Below are 18,724 nucleotides of genomic sequence, written 5' to 3'. Positions count from 1 at the left end.
TTGACGAAGCATAGACAAAAGTCCGCCAGTCAGATGGCTTTATTGGCCCGCAGTGGCGCAATAAGGCGGCAGCGCGATCGGCCCGGCCCCTTTGGTCTGCCACGCCGCACCGCCGATGCGATAGGCCTGACCCGGCTTCACCCGGCTGCTCAGCGTCTGACACCCGGTCGCGGCGGCGACATCCTGCACCGTGACCCCGCGCTTGCCCGCGAGATCGGTGTAGACGGCGCGGCGCTTGATGTTGATCGATTCGACCTCCGACCGCACATCCGCGCCGACCGATCCGGCGATGCCGAGATAGCCGTCCGCCTGCTCACCGACGGCGCCCGATGCCATGGCGCTGGCCACGGCGCCGGACTGGGCGCTCGCGGGCGTCAGCGAAACGAGGCCGGAAGCCATCACGATGGCGGCGATCATCAGGGATTTGCGTGTCATTGCGGGAACAACTCCGGGTTATTCTGAATAAGATCCTGCGCATCGCGTTGCAGCCGGACGACAACCTCCTGCTGCACCTTGACGTTGAGGTTGATTTCGATCGGCTTGTCGGGGGCTTTCACCTGGATGCAGCCACCCAGGGATAATCCCGCAAAACCGGCGAAACCCGCCATCATGATCGTTCTTATGTTCATTTGCGCTCCCCGTTTGGCACAATGTCGCTTTCCGCAGGCTGAACCACAAGCCCCTGCCGCAGCTTCTCCTGATATTGATCGCCCAGATTGTTGCGGATGAGCACGCTGGGATCGATGAAGGATTGGGCGGTGCCCATCAGCCCGCGAAAAGGCGCGGCGATCCTGACGTTGAAGATGAAGGGCAAGCCGACGAAACTGCGCGCAAAGCCTGCCGGCGCACCGCCGATCTGGCCGCGGTTAATGCCGTTGAATACGACATTGGTCACCATTTCGCCATCCAGCGCACCGTCCATCAGGATGGTCAGGCATTTATATTGCAGATTTTTGAGCGCGTCGAACGCGATCCGTCCCATCACCCCCAACTGCTCGTTCGACACCGGCCCGACATAGGATAATGTGCCCGACTGGCGCACCGGATCGCACGGAATCGTCGGCAGCACGCCTTCGGGCATGATGAGCGGCGGCATCCCCTGCTGCCGCGCGACCAGCACCCCGCCGGCGACGCGCCCGCCCTGCGCGCTGAAGATCAGCGGCATGATCCCGTCGAATGTCCCGGTCGCCGAAATATTCTTGAGGTCCATCGCCTGAATGAAGGCTCCGGCATCGAGGCCGATGACGCGGAAGGTCATATAGCGGTCGACATCCGCGCCGAAATCCATCGTCGTCGGCAAAAGGACCAGCTTCCCGCCCGAAAAGGGCCATTCACCGCCCTCGATATGGACGCGCTGCCCCGCTTCCAGTCGATACCGGACGATGCCGTCGCGCACCTCGACGCCGGGATTGACCAGCTTGACCCGCATTTCCTGTCCGGGCGCACTGACGAGGCCCAACAGGTCGGTAAAGCGCAATTGCCCGGTCAGTCCTTCGACCGGGCCGAAGGCGGCGGCAAGTTTGGCATTATCGGTGCGGAACTGGCCGGTGCTCGTCACTCCGGCGCGGTCCCAGGCGATATGCCCGTCGCCCGTCACGGTGGCGACGACATTGGCGACGACGCCCAGGGCGAGCGGCGTGACATCTTCGGGCTGGAGCGATCCGTCGAAGACCAGCTTGGGAACGAGCAGGTCGGCGCGCCCCTTTCCGCTGCCAAGATCATGGGCGATGTCGGCGGTGGCGACCAGCGCCCCATTGCGGCGGGCGCGCAGCGATCCACCCGCCGCGATCCGTCCGTCACGCAGCGTCAGCGCGAAATCGGGGACATTGAGCGGGACGAAGCGCGCCTTGGCCTGCGCGTCATGGACGGTCAGGCCCGCCGTGAATTTGAGTGTCCCACCGGCAAAGCCCCATTTACCCTCCGCCTTCTCGACGATCAGCGGAACCGAACCGATGCGCCCCCCGCCCCCGCCCAGCGTACCGCCAAAGCCGGCAGCGGCGGCACGGCCGGTCAGGCTCGCCGCCGTCAGTTGCACGGGCGCATCGCGCGGGCCGATCGCGAAGGTCAGGTTCGACAGGGAAAAGCCCGGCTGATCGAGCGTGAGCCGCGCCGAATCGGCGGTCAGCCGCATCGGGCTGCCCCCGCTGCTGCCCGTCAGATCGACCTTGCGGATCTCCGCCCCGCCGCGCACGCCCGCCGGACCCGCCGCGAACAGCGCGCCGCCCGAAAGCGGGCAGACGGTCTGCCGCACATTCTGCAACGTGAAGGACCCGGTCCGCACAGCATGAATGGCGAGCGGCATGCATCGCGCGTTGACGCTGACCGTGCCATTCGCCGCGATCACGCCACCCAACGGCATGCGCAGGCCGTGGAGCGCGCCACCCGGCAACGGGCCGTCGAGCGTGAGAGCCGTGTCGAAGCGCGTCTCGCCCCCCACGCCCGCGACGAAGCGGACCGGGTCTAGCGCCAGTCGCGCACCCGCGGCGGTATAGGGGTCCATGAACAACTGTCCGCCCAGCCCGCCGCCCGACCGACGTGCCAGCCGGAGGGCGACATGCGGCATCCCGCCGCCCTCGCTGGTGATCGCGCCGTTCAGCGCCCAGCCGATCGGCGCGCCTCCCGTCCCCGGCCATGTCAGCACCGCCTGCCCCTGCGGGTCGAGAGCCAGCGCCGCGCCGCTGCGCGCGGAAAAGCGGGTGCCGGTGAGGACCAGACTGCCCGTCCCGCCGCGCTGCACGATCGCCACTTGCGAGCGGACCATATTATCCCCGCTCGCCCGGCGCACCGCATCCGCGAATCGCGCGGCGAGCGGCCCGATCGGCGTTTCCTGCGTCGCATGGCGCAATCCCGTCAGCGGGTCGCGACCGGGCAGGCGCAGGTGACGGCCCGATAACTGGCCCTGAAAACGCGCTTCATCCCCGCCGACCTGCCAGCTTCCCGTCACATTGGCGTCCTGCGTCAACATAGTGGCGGCCGAAAGCGCGCGCGCGCGCAGGCGAAGGCGACCGGAGATGGCGGCACGAGTCCCGTTCAGGTCGATCCGCCCGGCCGGTTCCGCCAGCACGATGCTGCCCGAACGAAGGCCCTTGCCGGACAGACCCACCGACCCGCTCCAGCGATCCAGCGCCTTGCCAAGCCAGAGATCGAGGTCGGCGACCGGCTGCGCGACGGCGATGTTGCCGCAGGCGGTCGCCTTCGCGCGGATGGGGCCGGTCAGATGGGGCCGGCTGTTCTTCATGGCGATATCGACCAGTGCTCTGGCGTCCGCGATCCGGCACCCGGCCATGGCGGCGGCGGGCATCACAGCGGCGACTTTGCCGCGAAAGCCGGATCGCACATTGCCCGATCCATCGATTCGCAATCCGGCGATCCCGGCATCGGATTCCAGCCGCAGCCGCGCGTCGCGCAAGCCCAGTACGATATCGGGCAGGCTGAACGGAGCGGTCGAATCGGGGTCGCGAAACTTGTCCAACTCGCCGAGCCGCAGCAACCCGCCCCGATAGCTTGCGCGCATGCGGACGCCGCCAGCCCGGATCGCGGCCACATGCGGCGTCAGCCCCGCCAGCGCCAGATCGACCTCCACCCATTCCGCCGTCAGATCGGGATGAGCGGGATCACCGAGCAGGATATTTTCGATGCGCTGGGTACGAAAGCCGACCTGGGTCAGCGCATAGGTCGCCTGAACGCCGCGCCGGTTGAGTTCTCGACTGATGAAATTTTCCGCGATCGGCGCCCGTTGCGTCCACAGCGCGATCGCGCCGAGCGACAGCATCGCGCCGCTAACGCCAAGCCAGCGGAGCCAGCCCCGGCGAGCAGGATCGTCGCCGCCTTGTTCATCCATCCCTGTCGCCACCCCGGCTTCCAACTGCGTTCGTGATCCGTAACGCATCCATAACGTCCATGCCCGCCTAAATATCCTTGCCGCATAAATCGTCCGCGCATAGCGTCGCTTTTACTTTGCGAGAGACCCCGAATATTGGCCGATAGCGACGAAAAAACGGTTCCGCACGACGGTATGGGCCACCGCGCCCGCCTGCGCCAGCGCCTTGCCATCGGTGGGGGTGAGGGGCTGCTCGACCATGAACTGATCGAATATCTGCTGGCGCTCGCCATTCCGCGCCGCGACACCAAGCCGCTGGCCAAGGCTTTGCTCAGGACCTTTGGCGGACTGGGCGGGCTGATGGCGGCGGACTGGGAAGCGATTGCGCGCGTGCCGGGCATGGGCGACACCAGCGTGGCCGCGATCAAGATCGTGCAGGCTACGATGTTGCGCGTTCTGCGCGGCGCGGTCGAGGAACGGCCGGTGCTCGCAAGCTGGCAGGCGCTGCTCGATTATCTGCGCGCCGACATGGCGTTTCTGGGGGTGGAGCGCGTGCGCGTGCTGCACCTTAATACGCGCAACATGCTGATCCGCGACGAGCATATGGGTGACGGATCGATCGATCAGGCCGCGATCTATGTGCGCGAGGTGATCCGGCGGGCGATCGACCTGGGGTCAGCCTCGCTGATCCTGGTCCATAATCATCCCAGCGGGTCGCCCGAACCCAGCCGACAGGATATCGAAGTGACCCGGCAGATCATCGAGGCGGGCAGACGGCTCAACATCGCCGTGCATGACCATATCATCATCGGCGGTCAGGGGCACAGCAGCATGCGGGCGATGGGATTGCTTTAGAACGCGGGAGCGACCCGCTCAGCCGCCGAAACCGACCGACAGAAAATCGGGCATCGGGCCGTTCCAGCCATCGTCGGGGAGATCGTCCACCGGGTCGTGGCGTCGCGGGCGCGGGGCTGGTGCGGCGCGCGCCACAGGCTGCTCGGCGGGACGGCTATCCTCCTGACGGGGGCGCTCCTCCCGCTGCGGGCGCTCGCTGCGGGCGGGTCGATCTTCGCGCGGCTTACGCTCTTCGCGCGCTCGTCGTCCGGCCGGGGCCTTCTCCGCCTCGGGTTCAGCCTTCGCCCTCTCCTGCGGCGGCGCACCGGCGGGCGCGGCGACGGTTTCAATCTTCGTGCCGATCAGCTTCTGGATATTGTCGATCGCCTCGGCATCTTCCGCAGTGACGAATGTATAGGCCACGCCCGACGCCCCCGCCCGGCCGGTGCGGCCGATGCGATGGACATAATCGTCCGGGTGCCAGGGCGCGTCGAAGTTGAACACATGGCTCACGCCCTTGATGTCCAGCCCGCGCGCGGCGACGTCCGACGCGACGAGAATATTGACCGTACCGGCGCGGAAACGCTCCAGTTCGGCGATGCGCGAACCCTGATCGATATCGCCGTGAATTTCGCCCGATTTGAAGCCGTGGCGTTGCAGGCTCTTGTTCAGGTCCCGCACCGTCGTCTTGCGATTGCAGAACACGACCGCACTCGTCACATCCTCGGCTTCCAGCATGGCGCACAGCATGTCGCGCTTCTTGCGCGAATCGACCTTGACCAGCCGCTGGGTGATGTTGGTGGAAGCGGTCGCGGGGCGCGCGACCTCGATCGACTTGGGATTGTCGAGAAAACGGTCGGCCAGCTTCTTGATGACCGGCGGCATGGTCGCCGAAAACAGCAACGTCTGGCGCTGCGCCGGCAGCTTGGTGCAGATTTCCTCGATGTCCGGAATGAACCCCATGTCGAGCATCCGGTCCGCCTCGTCGATGACGAGCATCGAACAGCCGTTGAGCATGATCTTGCCCCGGCCGAACAGGTCCATCAGCCGTCCGGGGGTGGCGATCAGCACATCGACGCCCTTTTCCAGCGCCGCGATCTGATCGCTCATGTTCACGCCGCCGATGAGCAACGCCATCGAAAGCTTATGATATTTCCCGTATTTCTCGAAATTTTCCGCGACCTGCGCGGCAAGTTCGCGGGTCGGCTCCAGGATCAGGCTGCGCGGCATGCGCGCGCGGCTGCGGCCATGAGCGAGAATGTCGATCATCGGCAGCACGAAGCTCGCCGTCTTGCCCGTCCCGGTCTGGGCGATGCCGATGATGTCCTTCATCATCAGCACGGGCGGGATCGCCTGCGCCTGAATCGGCGTGGGCGTGTCATACCCGGACTCGGTGACGGCCCTGAGCAATTCGTCGGAAAGGCCGAGATCGGCAAAAGTCATTCAGTTGTCCGGGACAGGAGTTCGTCCGCCATGCACGAAACTGCGGCGGAAACGGCCGCGCATTGCGTAAATATCGCCGGTTTGTCAAGGGAATCGCGCAAAGCTGACTTCATCATCGACCGATTATGCGTTCAATCGTCCGGTTCCGCCTCCACCAGCCGCTTGAAGCTGTCGATCCCGCAGCTCAGGCCGCTGCGCGCCTGCAATTCATCGCGCCCCGAACAGAGCGAGCCATCATCGTCAGGCTCGACATAGAAACCGGAGTAAAAGCCCGCCGACGGGCAGCCCCGCTCCAGCCGGGCGCGATAGCGATGATTGTCGGCGAGAACCAGATCGACACCGCCGCCCACGACGATCGCCGCGCCGCGAATCGATTTGAGCGCAATGCAGCGCGGACCTTTCTTTTCACGCCACTCATCATGCGCCTGCGGCACGACGCGCGCGGGCGCCTTGCCTTTTCGCACCATTGGCACGCGAACGATGACGCGCTGCTCGATCGTCAGTTGCGCCCATTGAACGGGTTCCGCAACCGGCGCGGCAAGCAGCAACAGGACGGAATGAAACAAACTGGACCCCTTTTGTAATGTCAGCGTATCGAGGAACTGTTGAACCGTCGATGAATTCCGGGCCATAGTCCGTCCCATGATTGGACAGGCCATGATCGCGCGGTTTGAGGAGCTGCTGGGACCCAGGAGCGTCATCACCGATGCCGGGGACATCGCGCCCTGGCTGACCGACTGGCGCGGGCGCTTTCATGGCGCGGCGGCGGCGATCCTCGCACCGGCCGATACGGCGCAGGTGGCGGCTGTGGTTGCGCTCGCCGGGCGGCTGGGCGTGCCGCTGGTGCCGCAGGGGGGCAATACCTCGATGGTCGGCGGCGCAACGCCCCCGCCGGACGGCAGCGCGCTGATCCTGTCGCTGCGGCGTATGAACCGCATCCGCGCCCTGTCGGTCCCGGACAATCTGGCGCTGTGCGAAGCCGGCGTGATCCTGTCGGACCTGCATGACGCAGCCGCCGGCATCGGACGCCGCTTCCCGTTGAGTCTCGGCGCGAAGGGATCAGCGACGGTCGGCGGACTTATCTCCACCAATGCCGGGGGTACGCAGGTGCTGCGCCACGGGACGATGCGCGCGCTGGTCGAGGGGATCGAGGCGGTGTTGCCGGACGGCAGTATTTTCGACGGGCTGGACGCGCTGAAAAAGGATAATCGCGGCTATGACCTCAAACAGCTTCTGATCGGTGCGGAAGGGACGCTGGGCATCGTCACCGCCGCTGCGCTGCGGCTTGTGCCCGCCATCGCCGCGCGCGCGGTCGGATGGGTGGGCGTCGCATCGCCCGCCGCCGCGCTCGACCTGTTACGCCTCGCGGAATCGCAGATCGGTGCGGGCGTGGAGGGTTTCGAGATCATCGCCGACGATGGCCTCGCCCATGTCCTGTCCCATATTCCCGGCACGCGGCGGCCCATCGCCACGCCAGCGCCCTGGCACGTCCTGATCGAAGTCGATGATTCGGACCTGCACGAACCCGGACCGGGATCGCGACTGGAAACGGCGCTCGCACAGGCGCTGGACAAGGGCATCGCGATCGACGCGACGGTGGCCGTCAATGAAGCGCAGGCCGATGCCTTCTGGCGCATCCGCGAATCCCTGTCGGAAGCAGAGCGGGCGCAGGGTCCGGCGCTGCAATTCGACATCAGCGTGCCCATCGCCCGCATGCCCCGCTTCATGGTCGAGACGGCGGACGCCGCAGAGCGCGCCTTTGCCGGGACGAGCGCATCCTCCTTTGGCCATCTGGGCGACGGCAACGTCCATTTTCATGTGCGCGCGCCCAGGGGGACGCCGGATGGACCGGCGTGGATCGCGGCGCAGGGCAAGACGATCAGCGCCTTCGTGCATGATGCGGTGGTTGCGGCGGGCGGATCGATCTCCGCTGAACATGGCATCGGCCAGATGAAGCGCGCCGAACTGGGCCGACTGGCCGGCCCCGCCCGCCTCGCGGCGCTACGCGCGATCAAGGCCGCCTTCGATCCGCAAGGGATCATGAACCCGGACAAGCTGATCCCCCGCGCCGACGAGGGGTGAGGGTCTGTTTGGGAATGCGCCTTTAGCGCATTTCAGGTTGCCGCACCGTGCGCCAAATGGCGCATTCCCAAACAGTCTCTAAGACCCGACAAAGCGATTGCCTCGCGACGCCAAGGCCATTATCGCCATCGCCCAATATCACAGGCCCGTGGCGTGTCTGACGCGCCGCTTTCAAAAGAACGGACATCCCATCATGGCCAGCGCGCCCGCGAGCACCCTCCCCGTCTTTTACAATGATCTGATTCCGCTCAGCAGCGTCGATCATGCCGATTTCCGCAGCCGCTCCGTCGATGCCGCACCGTTCCTGGCGAGCCAGCATGCCGTGCCCCTGACCGTGGACGAATTCGTCGCGGCGCAGCGGTTCGTGCCGATCATCTTTTCGGCTGGCGACGAATCCGTGCCGCTGGCGCTGATGGGCCTGAACGAAGGCGTCAACACCTTCCTCGACGATGAAGGCAAGCTGCGCGGCCCGGCCTATGTGCCCGCCTATGTCCGCCGTTATCCCTGGATGCTGGCGAAGCTGCGCCCGGATTCGGACGAGCTGTCGCTGTGCTTCGACCCGACGAGCGAGGCCATCGGCCAGTTCGAGGACGGCCAGTTGTTGTTCGAGGACGGCAAGCCAAGCGAACTGACGCAGGGCGTCCTCAAATTCTGCGAGGATTTCGAGCAGGCCGCCGCCCGCACCGGCCAGTTCATGCGCGAACTGGGCGAAATGGACCTGCTGATGGACGGCGAGGTCGCCATCCAGATCCCCGGCAATGAACAGCCGTTCGTCTATCGCGGCTTCCGCATGGTGAATGAGGAAAAGCTGCGCGACATGCGTGGCGACCAGCTGCGCAAGATCAACCAGAGCGGCATGCTGCCCCTGATCCACGCGCATCTCTTCTCGCTCCAGCTGATGCGCGAACTGTTCGAGGCGCAGGTGCAACAGGGTAAAGGCCCGGTCGGCGCGCCCGTGCCGCAGCCGGTCGAAGCCTGAGCGGCGATCGTTTCGGCAAATAACCCATTAAGAATAATTCATTGAGAGTGGATGCATCCCGCCCTTGAAAGCTGCGGGCGGCTGGCCTATCTACTGAACATGCGATGCACCTGCCCCCCTTTCGGGTGTATCGTATGGGCGCCTTCCCCCTTTTGAAGGCGTCTCCTCCCTGAACCTTGGCCACCCCGTGCGAATCGCATGGGGTGGTTTTTTATGTGGTGCACCATTCCCGCTTTCGCTTGACGGAGCGCGGAGGCCCACCTAAACGCCAGCCCCTGCCGATCGCCCTGAGCGGTCATATGGCCCCTTCGTCTAGCGGTTAGGACGCGGCCCTCTCACGGCTGAAACACGGGTTCGATTCCCGTAGGGGTCACCAGGGCGATTTCAAATATTTGGCGTTCCCGATCCCGAAGATGTCTACCTTTCGGCAATGGATCGGTTTCAAGCGCAAATAGCGAGAAACGACGTGGCATGTCTTATCGTAGCTTGGTATCGTCACGAGCCTTGCAGCGATGGGGCCGGGACATTGAAGTAACCATCGAGGCGTCGTTAAAAATCGAATGGATCAGCGGTGGCGCCATCGCTCTTCACGCATTCAGGCGAAAGATTAAGCGCAAAAGAAGCGCCTTCGTCGCGAGATTGCGTTAGGCGCTCGCCGGGCGTTTGTAGTGCGGAGCCAAGTGCGTTTCGGTCGGCGCCCCGAGCAGCATCGATGCCTCCCGGTATCCGGGCATATTCCGTTTACCGGGACGTCGAGGGCGACGAGCGACGGCGTTTCAAGCCATTCCATCGGTTTCTTCCACCGTGATGTGGCAGAAGCGCGGACCGCAGCAGGCAAGCTCCGCCCGTTCGTTGGCATCGACCGCATCAGCACGTTCGCTGACGACCCTGCGTGGGCCAGCGGTCATGTCGACCGAATGAACCGCACCGTCAAAAAGCTTCTACTATGAAGACGAGGTCAGCTCCGGACGCGCCCGATTGTCGTTAAAAATCCCTCATGCTCCATTACGGAACACGGCCCTCTACCTCGATAAACCGGATCTCGCCGTCCCGATAATCGATCTGGCTGTAGATCAGCCAGGTGTTCATGAACGCAGGCCCCTGACGTTCCCGCACGAGCAAGCGTTCAGTCCATGAACCAGCCGGATGCACGGACTCCCAGAGCGGGCCGACCTCAAACCCCCTCGCCTCCAATTTTATCTTATGCGCTTCGAGATCCTCGACGCCATAAATCACGGCAAGCACGCCCTCGCCACGGCTATCGAGCCGCTCATACAGGCGTTCGTTCAACTCACTCCTTTCCTGCGTCGGCGCGACGATCTCCAGGCCGGTTGCCCAGTCGATGTAGAGCACCACCCCCACATGCGGTCGGTCGATACGCTGCAGTTTCGCATCCGTGAGCGCTTCAAGTTGCGCCGCATTGGCTTCGATCGTGTCCCATCTCGAAATATATGCCACATGATCGACATGATTTATGAAGCGTTTCATCGATCCTATTTCCGTATTCTATTAGGGTGAGCCATCTTATCCGAGGCGCGAAATGCGCGGCCCGGCGCACTAGCCGAACGGCTGGCAGGAGCGCCTTTTCAATTCGACGCCGATCCCGTTATGCAACCATCATCGTGGCATAGGCCGATAGCCTAGCTTGTTAGCGCTGAACGAGCCGACCCACAGCGTCTTGCCGATGGGAAGGGCAACGGACACCCCGGAAAATTGCGGATCGGCAGGCGCCTTGTCCAGGAACGTCACGGCCAATGTCTCGGGATTCACTGTCTCGACATGATAGCCATTCGTGCAAGGGAAGCCGTTTGCCTTCGCCGGGCAAGTATCGGTTCTCGCTCCCGCGGCGATGAGGCGCCCGTTCACCCAGTGGATATTGTCGGGGAGACCGCCCTTGATCTCGACGCTTTTCAACTTCCTGGCGGGGTTGGTGGTGGTGAAGGACGTGATCGCGCCATCTCCGATGGTGGTCGCGCTCTTGCTGTTGACATAGAGTGTCTTGCCGTCCGCCGACACTTCGATGCCATTATTGCCGACGAGTTCGGTCCCCGCCATGCGTTCGAACGCAGGCGCGCCGGGGGTCCATTTATAGACCGCTCCGGTCAGTTTCGGCACGCCTGTCCACCAGTCTTTGATGGTGGTGCCCGGATGGTTCATCACCGTCGCGTAAACGGTCCCGTCGGATGCCGCCACCACGGCGTTAGCTTCCAGCTTGCCGGACCAGGGGAGACACCCCGCCCAGGCCAAAACAGGCTTGCCGTGCGTCGTGTCGATGTCGAAGACCTCAATTCTTTCGCCGACGCCCGGATCGGTTCCGCCGTGATTGACCGCGTAGAGAGTCGCGCGACCGCGTCCGCGCTGGTGAAGGGCGATGCCGTGGATTGCCAGATCGTCGGGCGCTGGCTGGACCTTGCATTGGTCAAAAGGTGCGCGGGCCTTTGCGCCCGCCGGTGCGATCCACCGCTCCCATCTTTTGGTCGTCCCGTCGATGAGGTGAAGCCCGCTTCCAAGATGCATCCCGCTCGCGATGATCCAGCGGCCACCGGGCAGCGCCGCCAGATCTTCGGGAGCTTGGATACCGCACAGGAACTTGAGATTGCCGGAGGACGGGCATGAATCCACGGTCGGCTTGGCGGCAATGCCGGGCCATGCCATTGTCAAAAGACCGGCAAATAACCCGCCTGCCAACGCCGGAACCTTGTTCATGCAACTCTCCTGTCCACAACTCTCGGGGGCGTGCCATGAATTACAACAAGGTCGTAAAGCCAGTATTTTAATAGCAGAGCGCAATGGCCAGATTAATTTTGGCATGATACGACCGTGTCAAAATAACCAGAATGCGGTTCATTGATTCACGAGACTCTTACTATGGCGATATCTAACCATCATGCTCGTTCAGCACTGCAACTTTATTCATTACCAGAATGAGATATGGCGCTCATGCCGTCCAGGAGATTAATTGAACCGTCATTCAACTGAATTTTCTTTTAGGAATTTGTCACCTAAGATCGCATATACGTGCAGCACTTTCGCGTTGGAATACTTCTGCATAGCCGACCGCGTCCGGGCAGCGCGACCTCAATAGGTCGCGTTGGAAAAGCCTCCGTCGACCACCAGACTCTGGCCGGTGATATAGTTGGATTGCGCGCTACAGAACATCGCCGCGATCGCGCCGAAGTCGATCTCCGATCCGAACCGGCCTACCGGAATACCGATGGTCCTGATCGCCTCATCGATTTCCTCTTCCAGACTGTTCCCCTTCTCCGCGGCGCGACTGCCGTAAATCTCGCGGATGCCGTCGGTGTCGTGCATGGCCGGCAGGAGGCTATTGATCGTGACGCCATGGGGGGCAACGACCCGCGCGACCGCCACGGTATAATTGACCAGCGCCGCCCGTGGCGCGCCGGACAGAATGCGCCAGGGATGAGGGAATTTCACAGCGGCCGTCGCGATATTGAGGATGCGCCCCCAGCCGCGCTGACACATGCCATCGACCACGGATCGAATGAACTCGACCGGGGAGATGAAGGTCATGTCCAGATTGGCGCGCCAGTCCGCGTCCCCGATCTGGCGGAAGTCCTCGATATAGGGCGGGGGCGAACAAGTGCCGACGAAAATATCGGGATCGGGGCAGCGATCGAGAATGCGTTGCCGCCCCTCGACCGTCGCATGATCGGCCACGATCGCTTCCACCCGAGCGCCGGTCGCATCGCGGATCGTGTCGCAGGCTTTTTGAAGCCGGTCCTCATTGCGCGCGGAAATGAAGAGATTCACCCCCTCCCCGCCCAGCGCCAGCGCCGTTCCGAAGCCCAATCCCGCGCTGCCGCCATTGATGATGGCGCTGCGCCCCCGAATCCCCAGATCCATCGTTCCACCTCTCCTGCCGGAGTCAGATCCCCGACCTGTCCGGACTTGTCAGAGTTGCAAGCCGCCATCGACAGCCAGCGACTGTCCGGTGATATACTGCCCCTTGTCCGATAGCAGGAAGGTTACGGCGTCGGCGACATCCTCCGCTGTGCCGAACTTCTTCATGGGCAGCATCTTGCGGATGCCGTCGACCCATTCCTCGATCCCCGGCTTAGAAATCAGTTCCCCGCCGAGACCGGCATTGATGAAGCCCGGCGCGACACAGTTGGAGCGGATGCCAAAGCGCCCCTCTTCCAGTGCGACGCCCTTGAACAGCATCTCGATCGCCGCCTTGGGCGCTGCCGAACAGATGTCGCGCAACGGCACCTTTTCGACGGCGGCGGTGATGACCGCGACGAGCGACCCGCCGCCGCCCGCCTTCAGATGAGGCAAGGTGGCCCATACGAGATTGAACGCGGCGTTGACGTCATTGTCGAACACCTGCTTCCATTCGGCGGGTGTGATCTTGTTCAGAAACTTCATCGGGATGTGTGGACCGGCGGCATAGACGACCGAATGCACGCGGCCAAACCGCGCCGCTGCCGCATCCACGAACGCTTTCATGGCGTCCGGGTCGGTATGATCGACGGACATGGCCAGCGCCTCGCGCCCCGCCGCCTCGACCTTCGCCACCACCGCATCGGCGGTTTCCTTGCGCGACCGATAGGTGAAAGCGACGTTGGCGCCGGCAATGGCCAGCGCTTCGCAGATCGCCGAACCGATCCCGCCGCTGCCCCCCGCGACGATCGCCACGCCTTCGTTGAACGCCTTTTCCATCCCTGACCCTCTTTCCACTTAAAATCTTGCGGCGGTTCCGCTTATGGTGCAGGCCCCGCCGAACTGAATTAGTTCACGCATACTATACAGGGATCGTCAAATGCCCAACCCCGAAATCATCATCACCGAAATTGACGCGGTGCTCCATGTCGCATTCAATCGGCCGGAAAAATACAATGCGATCAGCATGGAAATGCTGGACGGTCTGCGTGAGGCGACCGCGCGATTGCGCGACCGCGACGACCTGCGCGCGATGCTGCTGACGGCGAACGGCAAATATTTCTCCGCGGGCATCGACCTTAATGGCGGCCTGGCCCCGGATGCGTCGATCAAAAGCCCCAAGGCGTTCCGTAGCTGGTATCGGCAGGGTGCGGGCAGCCTGCATGGCCTTGGCGATGAATGGGAAGCGATCGAAAAGCCGATCGTCGTCGCCTTTCAGGGACCATGCCTGGGCGGCGCGCTGGAACTGTCGCTCTGCGCCGATTTCCGCATCGCCAGCACGGGTGCGCGCTTCGGCCTGCCGGAGATCAGCTTCGGCGCATTGCCCGGATCGGGCGGCACCAGCCGTCTCGTCCGGCTGGCGGGACCGCATTGGGCGCGCTGGCTCGTCCTCGCCAATAAGCAGGTCGATGCGGAGCGCGCGCTGGCCATCGGTCTGGTGCATGATGTCGTCGCGCAGGACGAACTGACGGAAAACGCCCTCGCCTTCTGCCGCTCGGTGGCGGCTCTGCCCCCCGAGGCATTCGGCGCGGGCAAGCTGGCGATCGAACTGGCGACCGATCTGGAGCGGGCGCAGGCGCGCAATGTCGAGCGGCTGGCCGTCAGCGCGCTGTTTCAGGGCGCCGAGTTGCATGAGCTGATGCGCGCCATGCAGGAAAAGCTCGCGTCGAAAAAGAGCTGAGGATAACTGTTTGGGAATGCGCCTTTTAGCGCATTTCCAGACGGACTTTCAGAGCTTTTCGATAAAGCTCTGCCACTGCGCCGTCAGCCGCTCCCGATGATCGGGGGCGGCGATGGCGATCAACGCGGCGGCGCGCTCCGCATGCCCGCCGCCGCGCAGATCCGCCAGGCCATATTCGGTCACGACGATATCGACATCCATCCGGCTGAGCGATACCGGGCCTGACCCGGCATTGGGCGGGACGATCCGGCTGATCGCGCCCTTGGCCGCCGTTGCCGCGAGCGCCACGATCCGCAGGCCGCCCGCGACCTTGGCGCCCCGCGCGAAGTCGGTTGCGCCGCCCGGACCGGACATGAATCCCTTTGGCCCGACCTCGGCATAGACTTGCCCGAACAGGTCGATTTCCGTGGCCGAGTTGATGGCGAAAAAGTCGGTAATCGCGCCGATCGTCACCGCATCATGGGTGTAGGCCACAGGTTCGAAACGATAGGCCGGACCCGTAATGGCGCGGTACAGCCGCTCCGATCCGATCGCCACGCCCGCGATGACCGACTGTCCCGACGCGAGCGCGCCCGCCTCTTCCAGATCGACGATGGCATCGCCGATCAGGCCGGAATGGACCCGCAAATTGCGACGCCCGGTCAAGGCGCGGAATACCGCGCCGGGCACTTTTCCAAGGCCGGTCTGCAAGGTCGCGCCATCGGGAATCAAGGGCGCGACATGGCTCGCAATCGCGTCGGCCACCGCATCGCTCCCGGCGTCAGGCGTACCGAGCAGGACTTGCGGCGCTTCGACCGTGGCGGTGATTTCCGCCAGCGGGATCCGCGCGCCGCCGCGCGTATGCGGCATAAGCGGATTGATATGGGCGAGCCGCACCGGAATATGGGGCCAGAGTTCAGCGAGGAAATCCACCGTCGGCCCGAAACTGCACATGCCCTCATCATCCGGCGGGGAGACCATCATCAACGCCGCATCGGGTACATCGCGCAACAGGCGCTGGCGAATATCGGCATAGCAGAACGGCAGGAACCGCACCGCCCCTCCGGCCGCCTTCAATTCAGGCGTCAGAAAAAAGGTTTCCGTGACGCAATCCGGATTGGCGAGATAGGTGCGGCGATTGAGACCGGGCACGAATATCCCGGTGAACGTCATCGGCCCGAGCGCCGCCCCGGCCCGCTCCACCGCATCAGCAAGTAACAGCGATTCCGCCGAACATCCTGAAACAAGTATCCGCCCGCCAGCAGGCAACATCGCCACGAGGGCATCGACGTCCAATTCGATCGGCATGTTTTGAAAATTCCCTGAGCGCGGCCAGAGGCCCAAGCCGGCAAAAGGAATATTTACAAGCGGGCCACTTGCTGTCAATCAGCATCTAGTATGTAGAGCCTAGACGGGGTGGCGTAAAAATGGCGGGTCTGTATTTCGACCAGTTTGAGGTCGGTCAAATATTCAAGCATGAAATCCGCCGGACCGTGACGGACATGGACAATATGCTGTTTTCGTCGCTGACCTATAATCCGGCGCCGATCCATATCGACCATGCCTATTGCGCGGAAACCGAATTCGGCAAACCGCTGATGAACTCGATCTTCACGCTCGGTCTGGTGATCGGCGTGTCGGTTCAGGATACCACGCTTGGCACGACCGTCGGCAATCTGGGCATGAGCGACACGAAATTTCCCAAGCCGGTTTTCGCGGGCGACACTATTCGCGCCGAAACGCGCGTCGATGCGCTGCGGCCGAGCGCGTCGCGGCCGGGACAGGGCATCGTGACCTTCGAACATATCGGTTATAATCAGCGTGACGAAATCGTCTGCTCGACGAAGCGCAACGCCCTCATGATGGGAAGCCCGGCATGAAATTGCGGTCGATGCTTTTCGTCCCCGGCGACAGCGAGCGCAAGTTTGCCAAGGGTTCATCAGTGGGCGCGGACGCGCTGATCCTCGATCTGGAGGATGCCGTCGCGCCGTCGATGAAGGATGCCGCGCGCGCGCATGTATCGTCGCTGCTGGATGACAGGTCGGATCGTTCGTGGCGCTTCTTCGTCCGGGTGAACCCGTTCGATACCGGCATGACCTTTGACGATATGGCCGCCGTGGTGAAGCCGGGGCTGGACGGGTTGCTGATCCCCAAGACCAATTCCGCCGATGATGTGGTGCGCATCGGCGCGGAACTCGATCGCCTGGAAAGCCTGGCGGGCATGGAACCGGGGACGGTCAAGATCGCCGTTGTCGCTACCGAAACGGCGCGGGCCATGTTCAACCTCGGCAGCTATGCGCCGGCTCATCCGCGTCTGGTCGCCCTGACCTGGGGCGCGGAGGATCTGGCCGCCGCCATCGGCGCGACGGATAATAAGGAGGAGGACGGCAGCTGGACCTTCCCTTATCAGGTGGCGCGGGCGCAATGCCTGTTCGCGGCGACCGCCGCCGAAGTGGCGCCCCTCGATACGCTCTATGCCGACTTCCGCGATCCCGAAGGTCTGGAGCGGGATTGCCGCCGCGCCCGGCGCGACGGTTTCACTGGCCGTGTCGCCATTCATCCCGATCAGGTCGCGATCATCAACCGCGCCTTTTCGCCCACGCCAGAACAGATCGCCGAAGCGCAGACGATCGTCGATGCCTTCGCCGCCGCGCCCGATGCCGGGACGCTCGGCATCGGCGGAAAAATGTACGATATCCCCCATCTTAAGGCCGCACGCAGAACGCTGGCAGGAGTATAAGACATGTCCGATCCCCGCCCCCTCCCCACCCAGGAAGAGCGCGACGTCATTCGTGAAGGCGTGCGCGCCGTCGTAACGCGTTTCGATGACGAATATTGGCTGGCCCGCGACGAGGACGGTGTATTCCCGTTCGAATTCCACAAGGCCATGGCCGAAGGCGGCTGGCTCGGCATCACCATGCCGGAGGAGTTCGGCGGCGCCGGCCTTGGCGTGACCGAAGCGGCCATCATGATGAACGAGGTCGCCAGCCATGGCGGCGGCATGACGGCTGCCTCGACCCTCCACATCAACCTGTTCGGGCCGCATCCGATCGTCGTCAAGGGCACGCCGGAACAGAAGGCGCGCTGGGTGCCCCGGCTGATCGCGGGCGAGGATCAGGTCGCGTTCGGCGTGACCGAGCCTGACGCCGGCCTCAACACCACGCGGATCAAGACGTTCGCGGAAAAGGTCCCCGGCGGCTATGTCGTGCATGGGCAAAAAGTCTGGACTTCGACCGCGCAGGTCGCCAGCAAGATCCTGTTGCTGACCCGCACCACCCGCATTGAGGATTGCGCCCGCCCGACCGATGGCATGACCATCTTCTATACCGATCTCGACCGTAGCAAGATCGACGTTCACAAAATCCCGAAGATGGGCCGCAAGGCGGTCGATTCGAACGCGATCTTCATCGACGGCCTGTTCATCCCCGATGAGGACCGGATCGGCGAGGAGGGCAAGGGCTTTTCCTATCTGCTCCATAGCCTCAATCCCGAACGGATCCTGATCGGCGCCGAAGCGATCGGCGTCGGGCAGGACGCGCTACGCCGGGGTGCGCAATATGCGCGCGAACGCGTCGTGTTCGATCGTCCGATCGGCCAGAATCAGGGCATTCAGCATCCGCTGGCCGAACGCTGGATGTATCTGGAAAGCGCTTGGCAGATGGTGATCCGGGCCGCCGAACTCTATGACAGCGGCCTGCCCTGTGGTGCGGAAGCGAACGCCGGCAAGTTCCTGGGCGCGCGCGCCGGACAGGAGGCCTGCTGGCAGTCGATGGCGACGCATGGCGGCTTCGGCTATGCCAAGGAATATCATGTCGAGCGGCTGTATCGCGAAGTCGCGATCACTCGCCTTGCCCCGATCACCGAACAGCTCATCATGAGCTTTATCGCTGAAAAGGTACTGGACCTGCCCAAAAGCTACTGAGCCGGAGTTTCGGCCGTGCAATGAATGGCGGGGGGGGGGGGGGGGGGGGGGGGGGGGGGGGGGGGGGGGGGGGGGGGGGGG

17 protein-coding genes and 1 tRNA gene are annotated in these 18,724 nt (G+C 63.7%); 8 read left to right on the top strand and 10 right to left on the bottom strand.

Annotation, left to right across the window (positions count from 1 at the left end; all coding sequences use genetic code 11):
- Window positions 1-39 precede the first annotated feature (39 nt).
- Genes ACODSN_RS15275 through ACODSN_RS15265 form a run of 3 tightly spaced genes read right to left on the bottom strand, consistent with a single transcriptional unit; the run spans window position 40 to window position 3,841 of the window.
- Window positions 40-435, bottom strand: a complete 396-nt coding sequence (locus ACODSN_RS15275; RefSeq protein ID WP_489056344.1) for a YdbL family probable chaperone protein — start codon at window positions 433-435, stop codon at window positions 40-42.
- Entirely contained in the window at window positions 432-629 is a 198-nt protein-coding gene (locus ACODSN_RS15270; protein WP_489056343.1) for a YnbE family lipoprotein, read from the bottom strand. The genes ACODSN_RS15275 and ACODSN_RS15270 overlap by 4 nt, the downstream gene beginning before the upstream one ends.
- On the bottom strand, window positions 626-3,841 hold the full coding sequence (locus ACODSN_RS15265; protein WP_489056342.1) for an intermembrane phospholipid transport protein YdbH family protein: 3,216 nt from the start codon (window positions 3,839-3,841) through the stop codon (window positions 626-628). The genes ACODSN_RS15270 and ACODSN_RS15265 overlap by 4 nt, the downstream gene beginning before the upstream one ends.
- Window positions 3,842-4,015: 174 nt before the next feature.
- Here ACODSN_RS15265 and radC point away from each other — a divergent pair, with 174 nt between their 5' ends.
- Complete coding sequence (radC, locus tag ACODSN_RS15260; protein ID WP_489056364.1) at window positions 4,016-4,675, top strand: RadC family protein; 660 nt, start codon at window positions 4,016-4,018, stop codon at window positions 4,673-4,675.
- Window positions 4,676-4,693: 18 nt separating this feature from the next.
- Here radC and ACODSN_RS15255 read toward each other — a convergent pair whose 3' ends face one another.
- Window positions 4,694-6,097 carry a DEAD/DEAH box helicase gene (locus ACODSN_RS15255; RefSeq protein WP_489056341.1) on the bottom strand — a complete coding sequence of 468 codons (1,404 nt, stop codon included), beginning with the start codon at window positions 6,095-6,097 and terminating at the stop codon, window positions 4,694-4,696.
- A 131-nt stretch (window positions 6,098-6,228) separates the two neighbouring features.
- Window positions 6,229-6,663: a hypothetical protein gene (locus ACODSN_RS15250; RefSeq protein ID WP_489056340.1), complete on the bottom strand. Its 435-nt coding sequence runs from the start codon at window positions 6,661-6,663 to the stop codon at window positions 6,229-6,231.
- 76 nt (window positions 6,664-6,739) lie between these two features.
- On the opposite strand from ACODSN_RS15250, the gene ACODSN_RS15245 reads away from it, so the two are divergent.
- From ACODSN_RS15245 to ACODSN_RS15235, 3 genes are all read left to right on the top strand, one after another.
- Window positions 6,740-8,179, top strand: coding sequence for an FAD-binding oxidoreductase (locus ACODSN_RS15245; protein WP_489056339.1), 1,440 nt, complete (start codon window positions 6,740-6,742; stop codon window positions 8,177-8,179).
- Window positions 8,180-8,372: 193 nt separating this feature from the next.
- Complete coding sequence (locus ACODSN_RS15240; protein WP_489056338.1) at window positions 8,373-9,158, top strand: SapC family protein; 786 nt, start codon at window positions 8,373-8,375, stop codon at window positions 9,156-9,158.
- Between the two features lie 301 nt (window positions 9,159-9,459).
- Window positions 9,460-9,534 (top strand) — tRNA-Glu (locus ACODSN_RS15235).
- Between the two features lie 629 nt (window positions 9,535-10,163).
- On the opposite strand, the gene ACODSN_RS15230 is transcribed toward ACODSN_RS15235, so the two are convergent.
- The 4 genes from ACODSN_RS15230 to ACODSN_RS15215 all read right to left on the bottom strand — a co-directional run bounded on the left by ACODSN_RS15230 (window position 10,164) and on the right by ACODSN_RS15215 (window position 13,841).
- Window positions 10,164-10,646, bottom strand: coding sequence for a hypothetical protein (locus tag ACODSN_RS15230; RefSeq protein ID WP_489056337.1), 483 nt, complete (start codon window positions 10,644-10,646; stop codon window positions 10,164-10,166).
- 129 nt (window positions 10,647-10,775) lie between these two features.
- Complete coding sequence (locus tag ACODSN_RS15225; protein WP_489056336.1) at window positions 10,776-11,864, bottom strand: SMP-30/gluconolactonase/LRE family protein; 1,089 nt, start codon at window positions 11,862-11,864, stop codon at window positions 10,776-10,778.
- A gap of 372 nt (window positions 11,865-12,236) precedes the next feature.
- The gene (locus tag ACODSN_RS15220) at window positions 12,237-13,025 is read right to left on the bottom strand and encodes an SDR family oxidoreductase (protein ID WP_489056335.1); all 789 of its coding nucleotides are present in this window, start codon (window positions 13,023-13,025) and stop codon (window positions 12,237-12,239) included.
- A gap of 48 nt (window positions 13,026-13,073) precedes the next feature.
- Window positions 13,074-13,841: an SDR family NAD(P)-dependent oxidoreductase gene (locus ACODSN_RS15215; RefSeq protein WP_489056334.1), complete on the bottom strand. Its 768-nt coding sequence runs from the start codon at window positions 13,839-13,841 to the stop codon at window positions 13,074-13,076.
- 100 nt (window positions 13,842-13,941) lie between these two features.
- Between ACODSN_RS15215 and ACODSN_RS15210 the strand changes: the two genes are divergently transcribed.
- Entirely contained in the window at window positions 13,942-14,742 is an 801-nt protein-coding gene (locus ACODSN_RS15210; RefSeq protein WP_489056333.1) for an enoyl-CoA hydratase/isomerase family protein, read from the top strand.
- A 48-nt stretch (window positions 14,743-14,790) separates the two neighbouring features.
- Here the strand turns inward: ACODSN_RS15210 and ACODSN_RS15205 are convergent, their stop codons facing one another.
- Entirely contained in the window at window positions 14,791-16,029 is a 1,239-nt protein-coding gene (locus ACODSN_RS15205; RefSeq protein ID WP_489056332.1) for an acetyl-CoA hydrolase/transferase C-terminal domain-containing protein, read from the bottom strand.
- Window positions 16,030-16,148: 119 nt separating this feature from the next.
- Here ACODSN_RS15205 and ACODSN_RS15200 point away from each other — a divergent pair, with 119 nt between their 5' ends.
- The 3 genes from ACODSN_RS15200 to ACODSN_RS15190 are packed head-to-tail and all read left to right on the top strand — an operon-like array spanning window position 16,149 to window position 18,643.
- On the top strand, window positions 16,149-16,601 hold the full coding sequence (locus tag ACODSN_RS15200; protein ID WP_489056331.1) for a MaoC family dehydratase: 453 nt from the start codon (window positions 16,149-16,151) through the stop codon (window positions 16,599-16,601).
- On the top strand, window positions 16,598-17,461 hold the full coding sequence (locus ACODSN_RS15195; protein WP_489056330.1) for an HpcH/HpaI aldolase/citrate lyase family protein: 864 nt from the start codon (window positions 16,598-16,600) through the stop codon (window positions 17,459-17,461). The genes ACODSN_RS15200 and ACODSN_RS15195 overlap by 4 nt, the downstream gene beginning before the upstream one ends.
- Window positions 17,462-17,464: 3 nt before the next feature.
- Window positions 17,465-18,643, top strand: coding sequence for an acyl-CoA dehydrogenase family protein (locus ACODSN_RS15190; protein WP_489056329.1), 1,179 nt, complete (start codon window positions 17,465-17,467; stop codon window positions 18,641-18,643).
- Window positions 18,644-18,724 lie beyond the last annotated feature (81 nt).

The organism is Sphingobium sp. FG11 (assembly GCF_057809915.1).
Note: the sequence above shows the minus strand (reverse complement) of the source record. Positions and strands in the feature narration are given on the sequence as shown.

Excerpts from the sequence above, each read along its gene's own strand:
- ACODSN_RS15275 (WP_489056344.1), bottom strand. The coding sequence starts at position 435 with ATGACACGCAAATCCCTGATGATCGCCGCCATCGTGATGGCTTCCGGC.
- ACODSN_RS15270 (WP_489056343.1), bottom strand. The coding sequence starts at position 629 with ATGAACATAAGAACGATCATGATGGCGGGTTTCGCCGGTTTTGCGGGA.
- ACODSN_RS15265 (WP_489056342.1), bottom strand. The coding sequence starts at position 3,841 with ATGGATGAACAAGGCGGCGACGATCCTGCTCGCCGGGGCTGGCTCCGC.
- radC (WP_489056364.1), top strand. The coding sequence starts at position 4,016 with ATGGGCCACCGCGCCCGCCTGCGCCAGCGCCTTGCCATCGGTGGGGGT.
- ACODSN_RS15255 (WP_489056341.1), bottom strand. The coding sequence starts at position 6,097 with ATGACTTTTGCCGATCTCGGCCTTTCCGACGAATTGCTCAGGGCCGTC.
- ACODSN_RS15245 (WP_489056339.1), top strand. The coding sequence starts at position 6,740 with ATGATTGGACAGGCCATGATCGCGCGGTTTGAGGAGCTGCTGGGACCC.
- ACODSN_RS15240 (WP_489056338.1), top strand. The coding sequence starts at position 8,373 with ATGGCCAGCGCGCCCGCGAGCACCCTCCCCGTCTTTTACAATGATCTG.
- ACODSN_RS15230 (WP_489056337.1), bottom strand. The coding sequence starts at position 10,646 with ATGAAACGCTTCATAAATCATGTCGATCATGTGGCATATATTTCGAGA.
- ACODSN_RS15225 (WP_489056336.1), bottom strand. The coding sequence starts at position 11,864 with ATGAACAAGGTTCCGGCGTTGGCAGGCGGGTTATTTGCCGGTCTTTTG.
- ACODSN_RS15220 (WP_489056335.1), bottom strand. The coding sequence starts at position 13,025 with ATGGATCTGGGGATTCGGGGGCGCAGCGCCATCATCAATGGCGGCAGC.
- ACODSN_RS15215 (WP_489056334.1), bottom strand. The coding sequence starts at position 13,841 with ATGGAAAAGGCGTTCAACGAAGGCGTGGCGATCGTCGCGGGGGGCAGC.
- ACODSN_RS15210 (WP_489056333.1), top strand. The coding sequence starts at position 13,942 with ATGCCCAACCCCGAAATCATCATCACCGAAATTGACGCGGTGCTCCAT.
- ACODSN_RS15205 (WP_489056332.1), bottom strand. The coding sequence starts at position 16,029 with ATGCCGATCGAATTGGACGTCGATGCCCTCGTGGCGATGTTGCCTGCT.
- ACODSN_RS15200 (WP_489056331.1), top strand. The coding sequence starts at position 16,149 with ATGGCGGGTCTGTATTTCGACCAGTTTGAGGTCGGTCAAATATTCAAG.
- ACODSN_RS15195 (WP_489056330.1), top strand. The coding sequence starts at position 16,598 with ATGAAATTGCGGTCGATGCTTTTCGTCCCCGGCGACAGCGAGCGCAAG.
- ACODSN_RS15190 (WP_489056329.1), top strand. The coding sequence starts at position 17,465 with ATGTCCGATCCCCGCCCCCTCCCCACCCAGGAAGAGCGCGACGTCATT.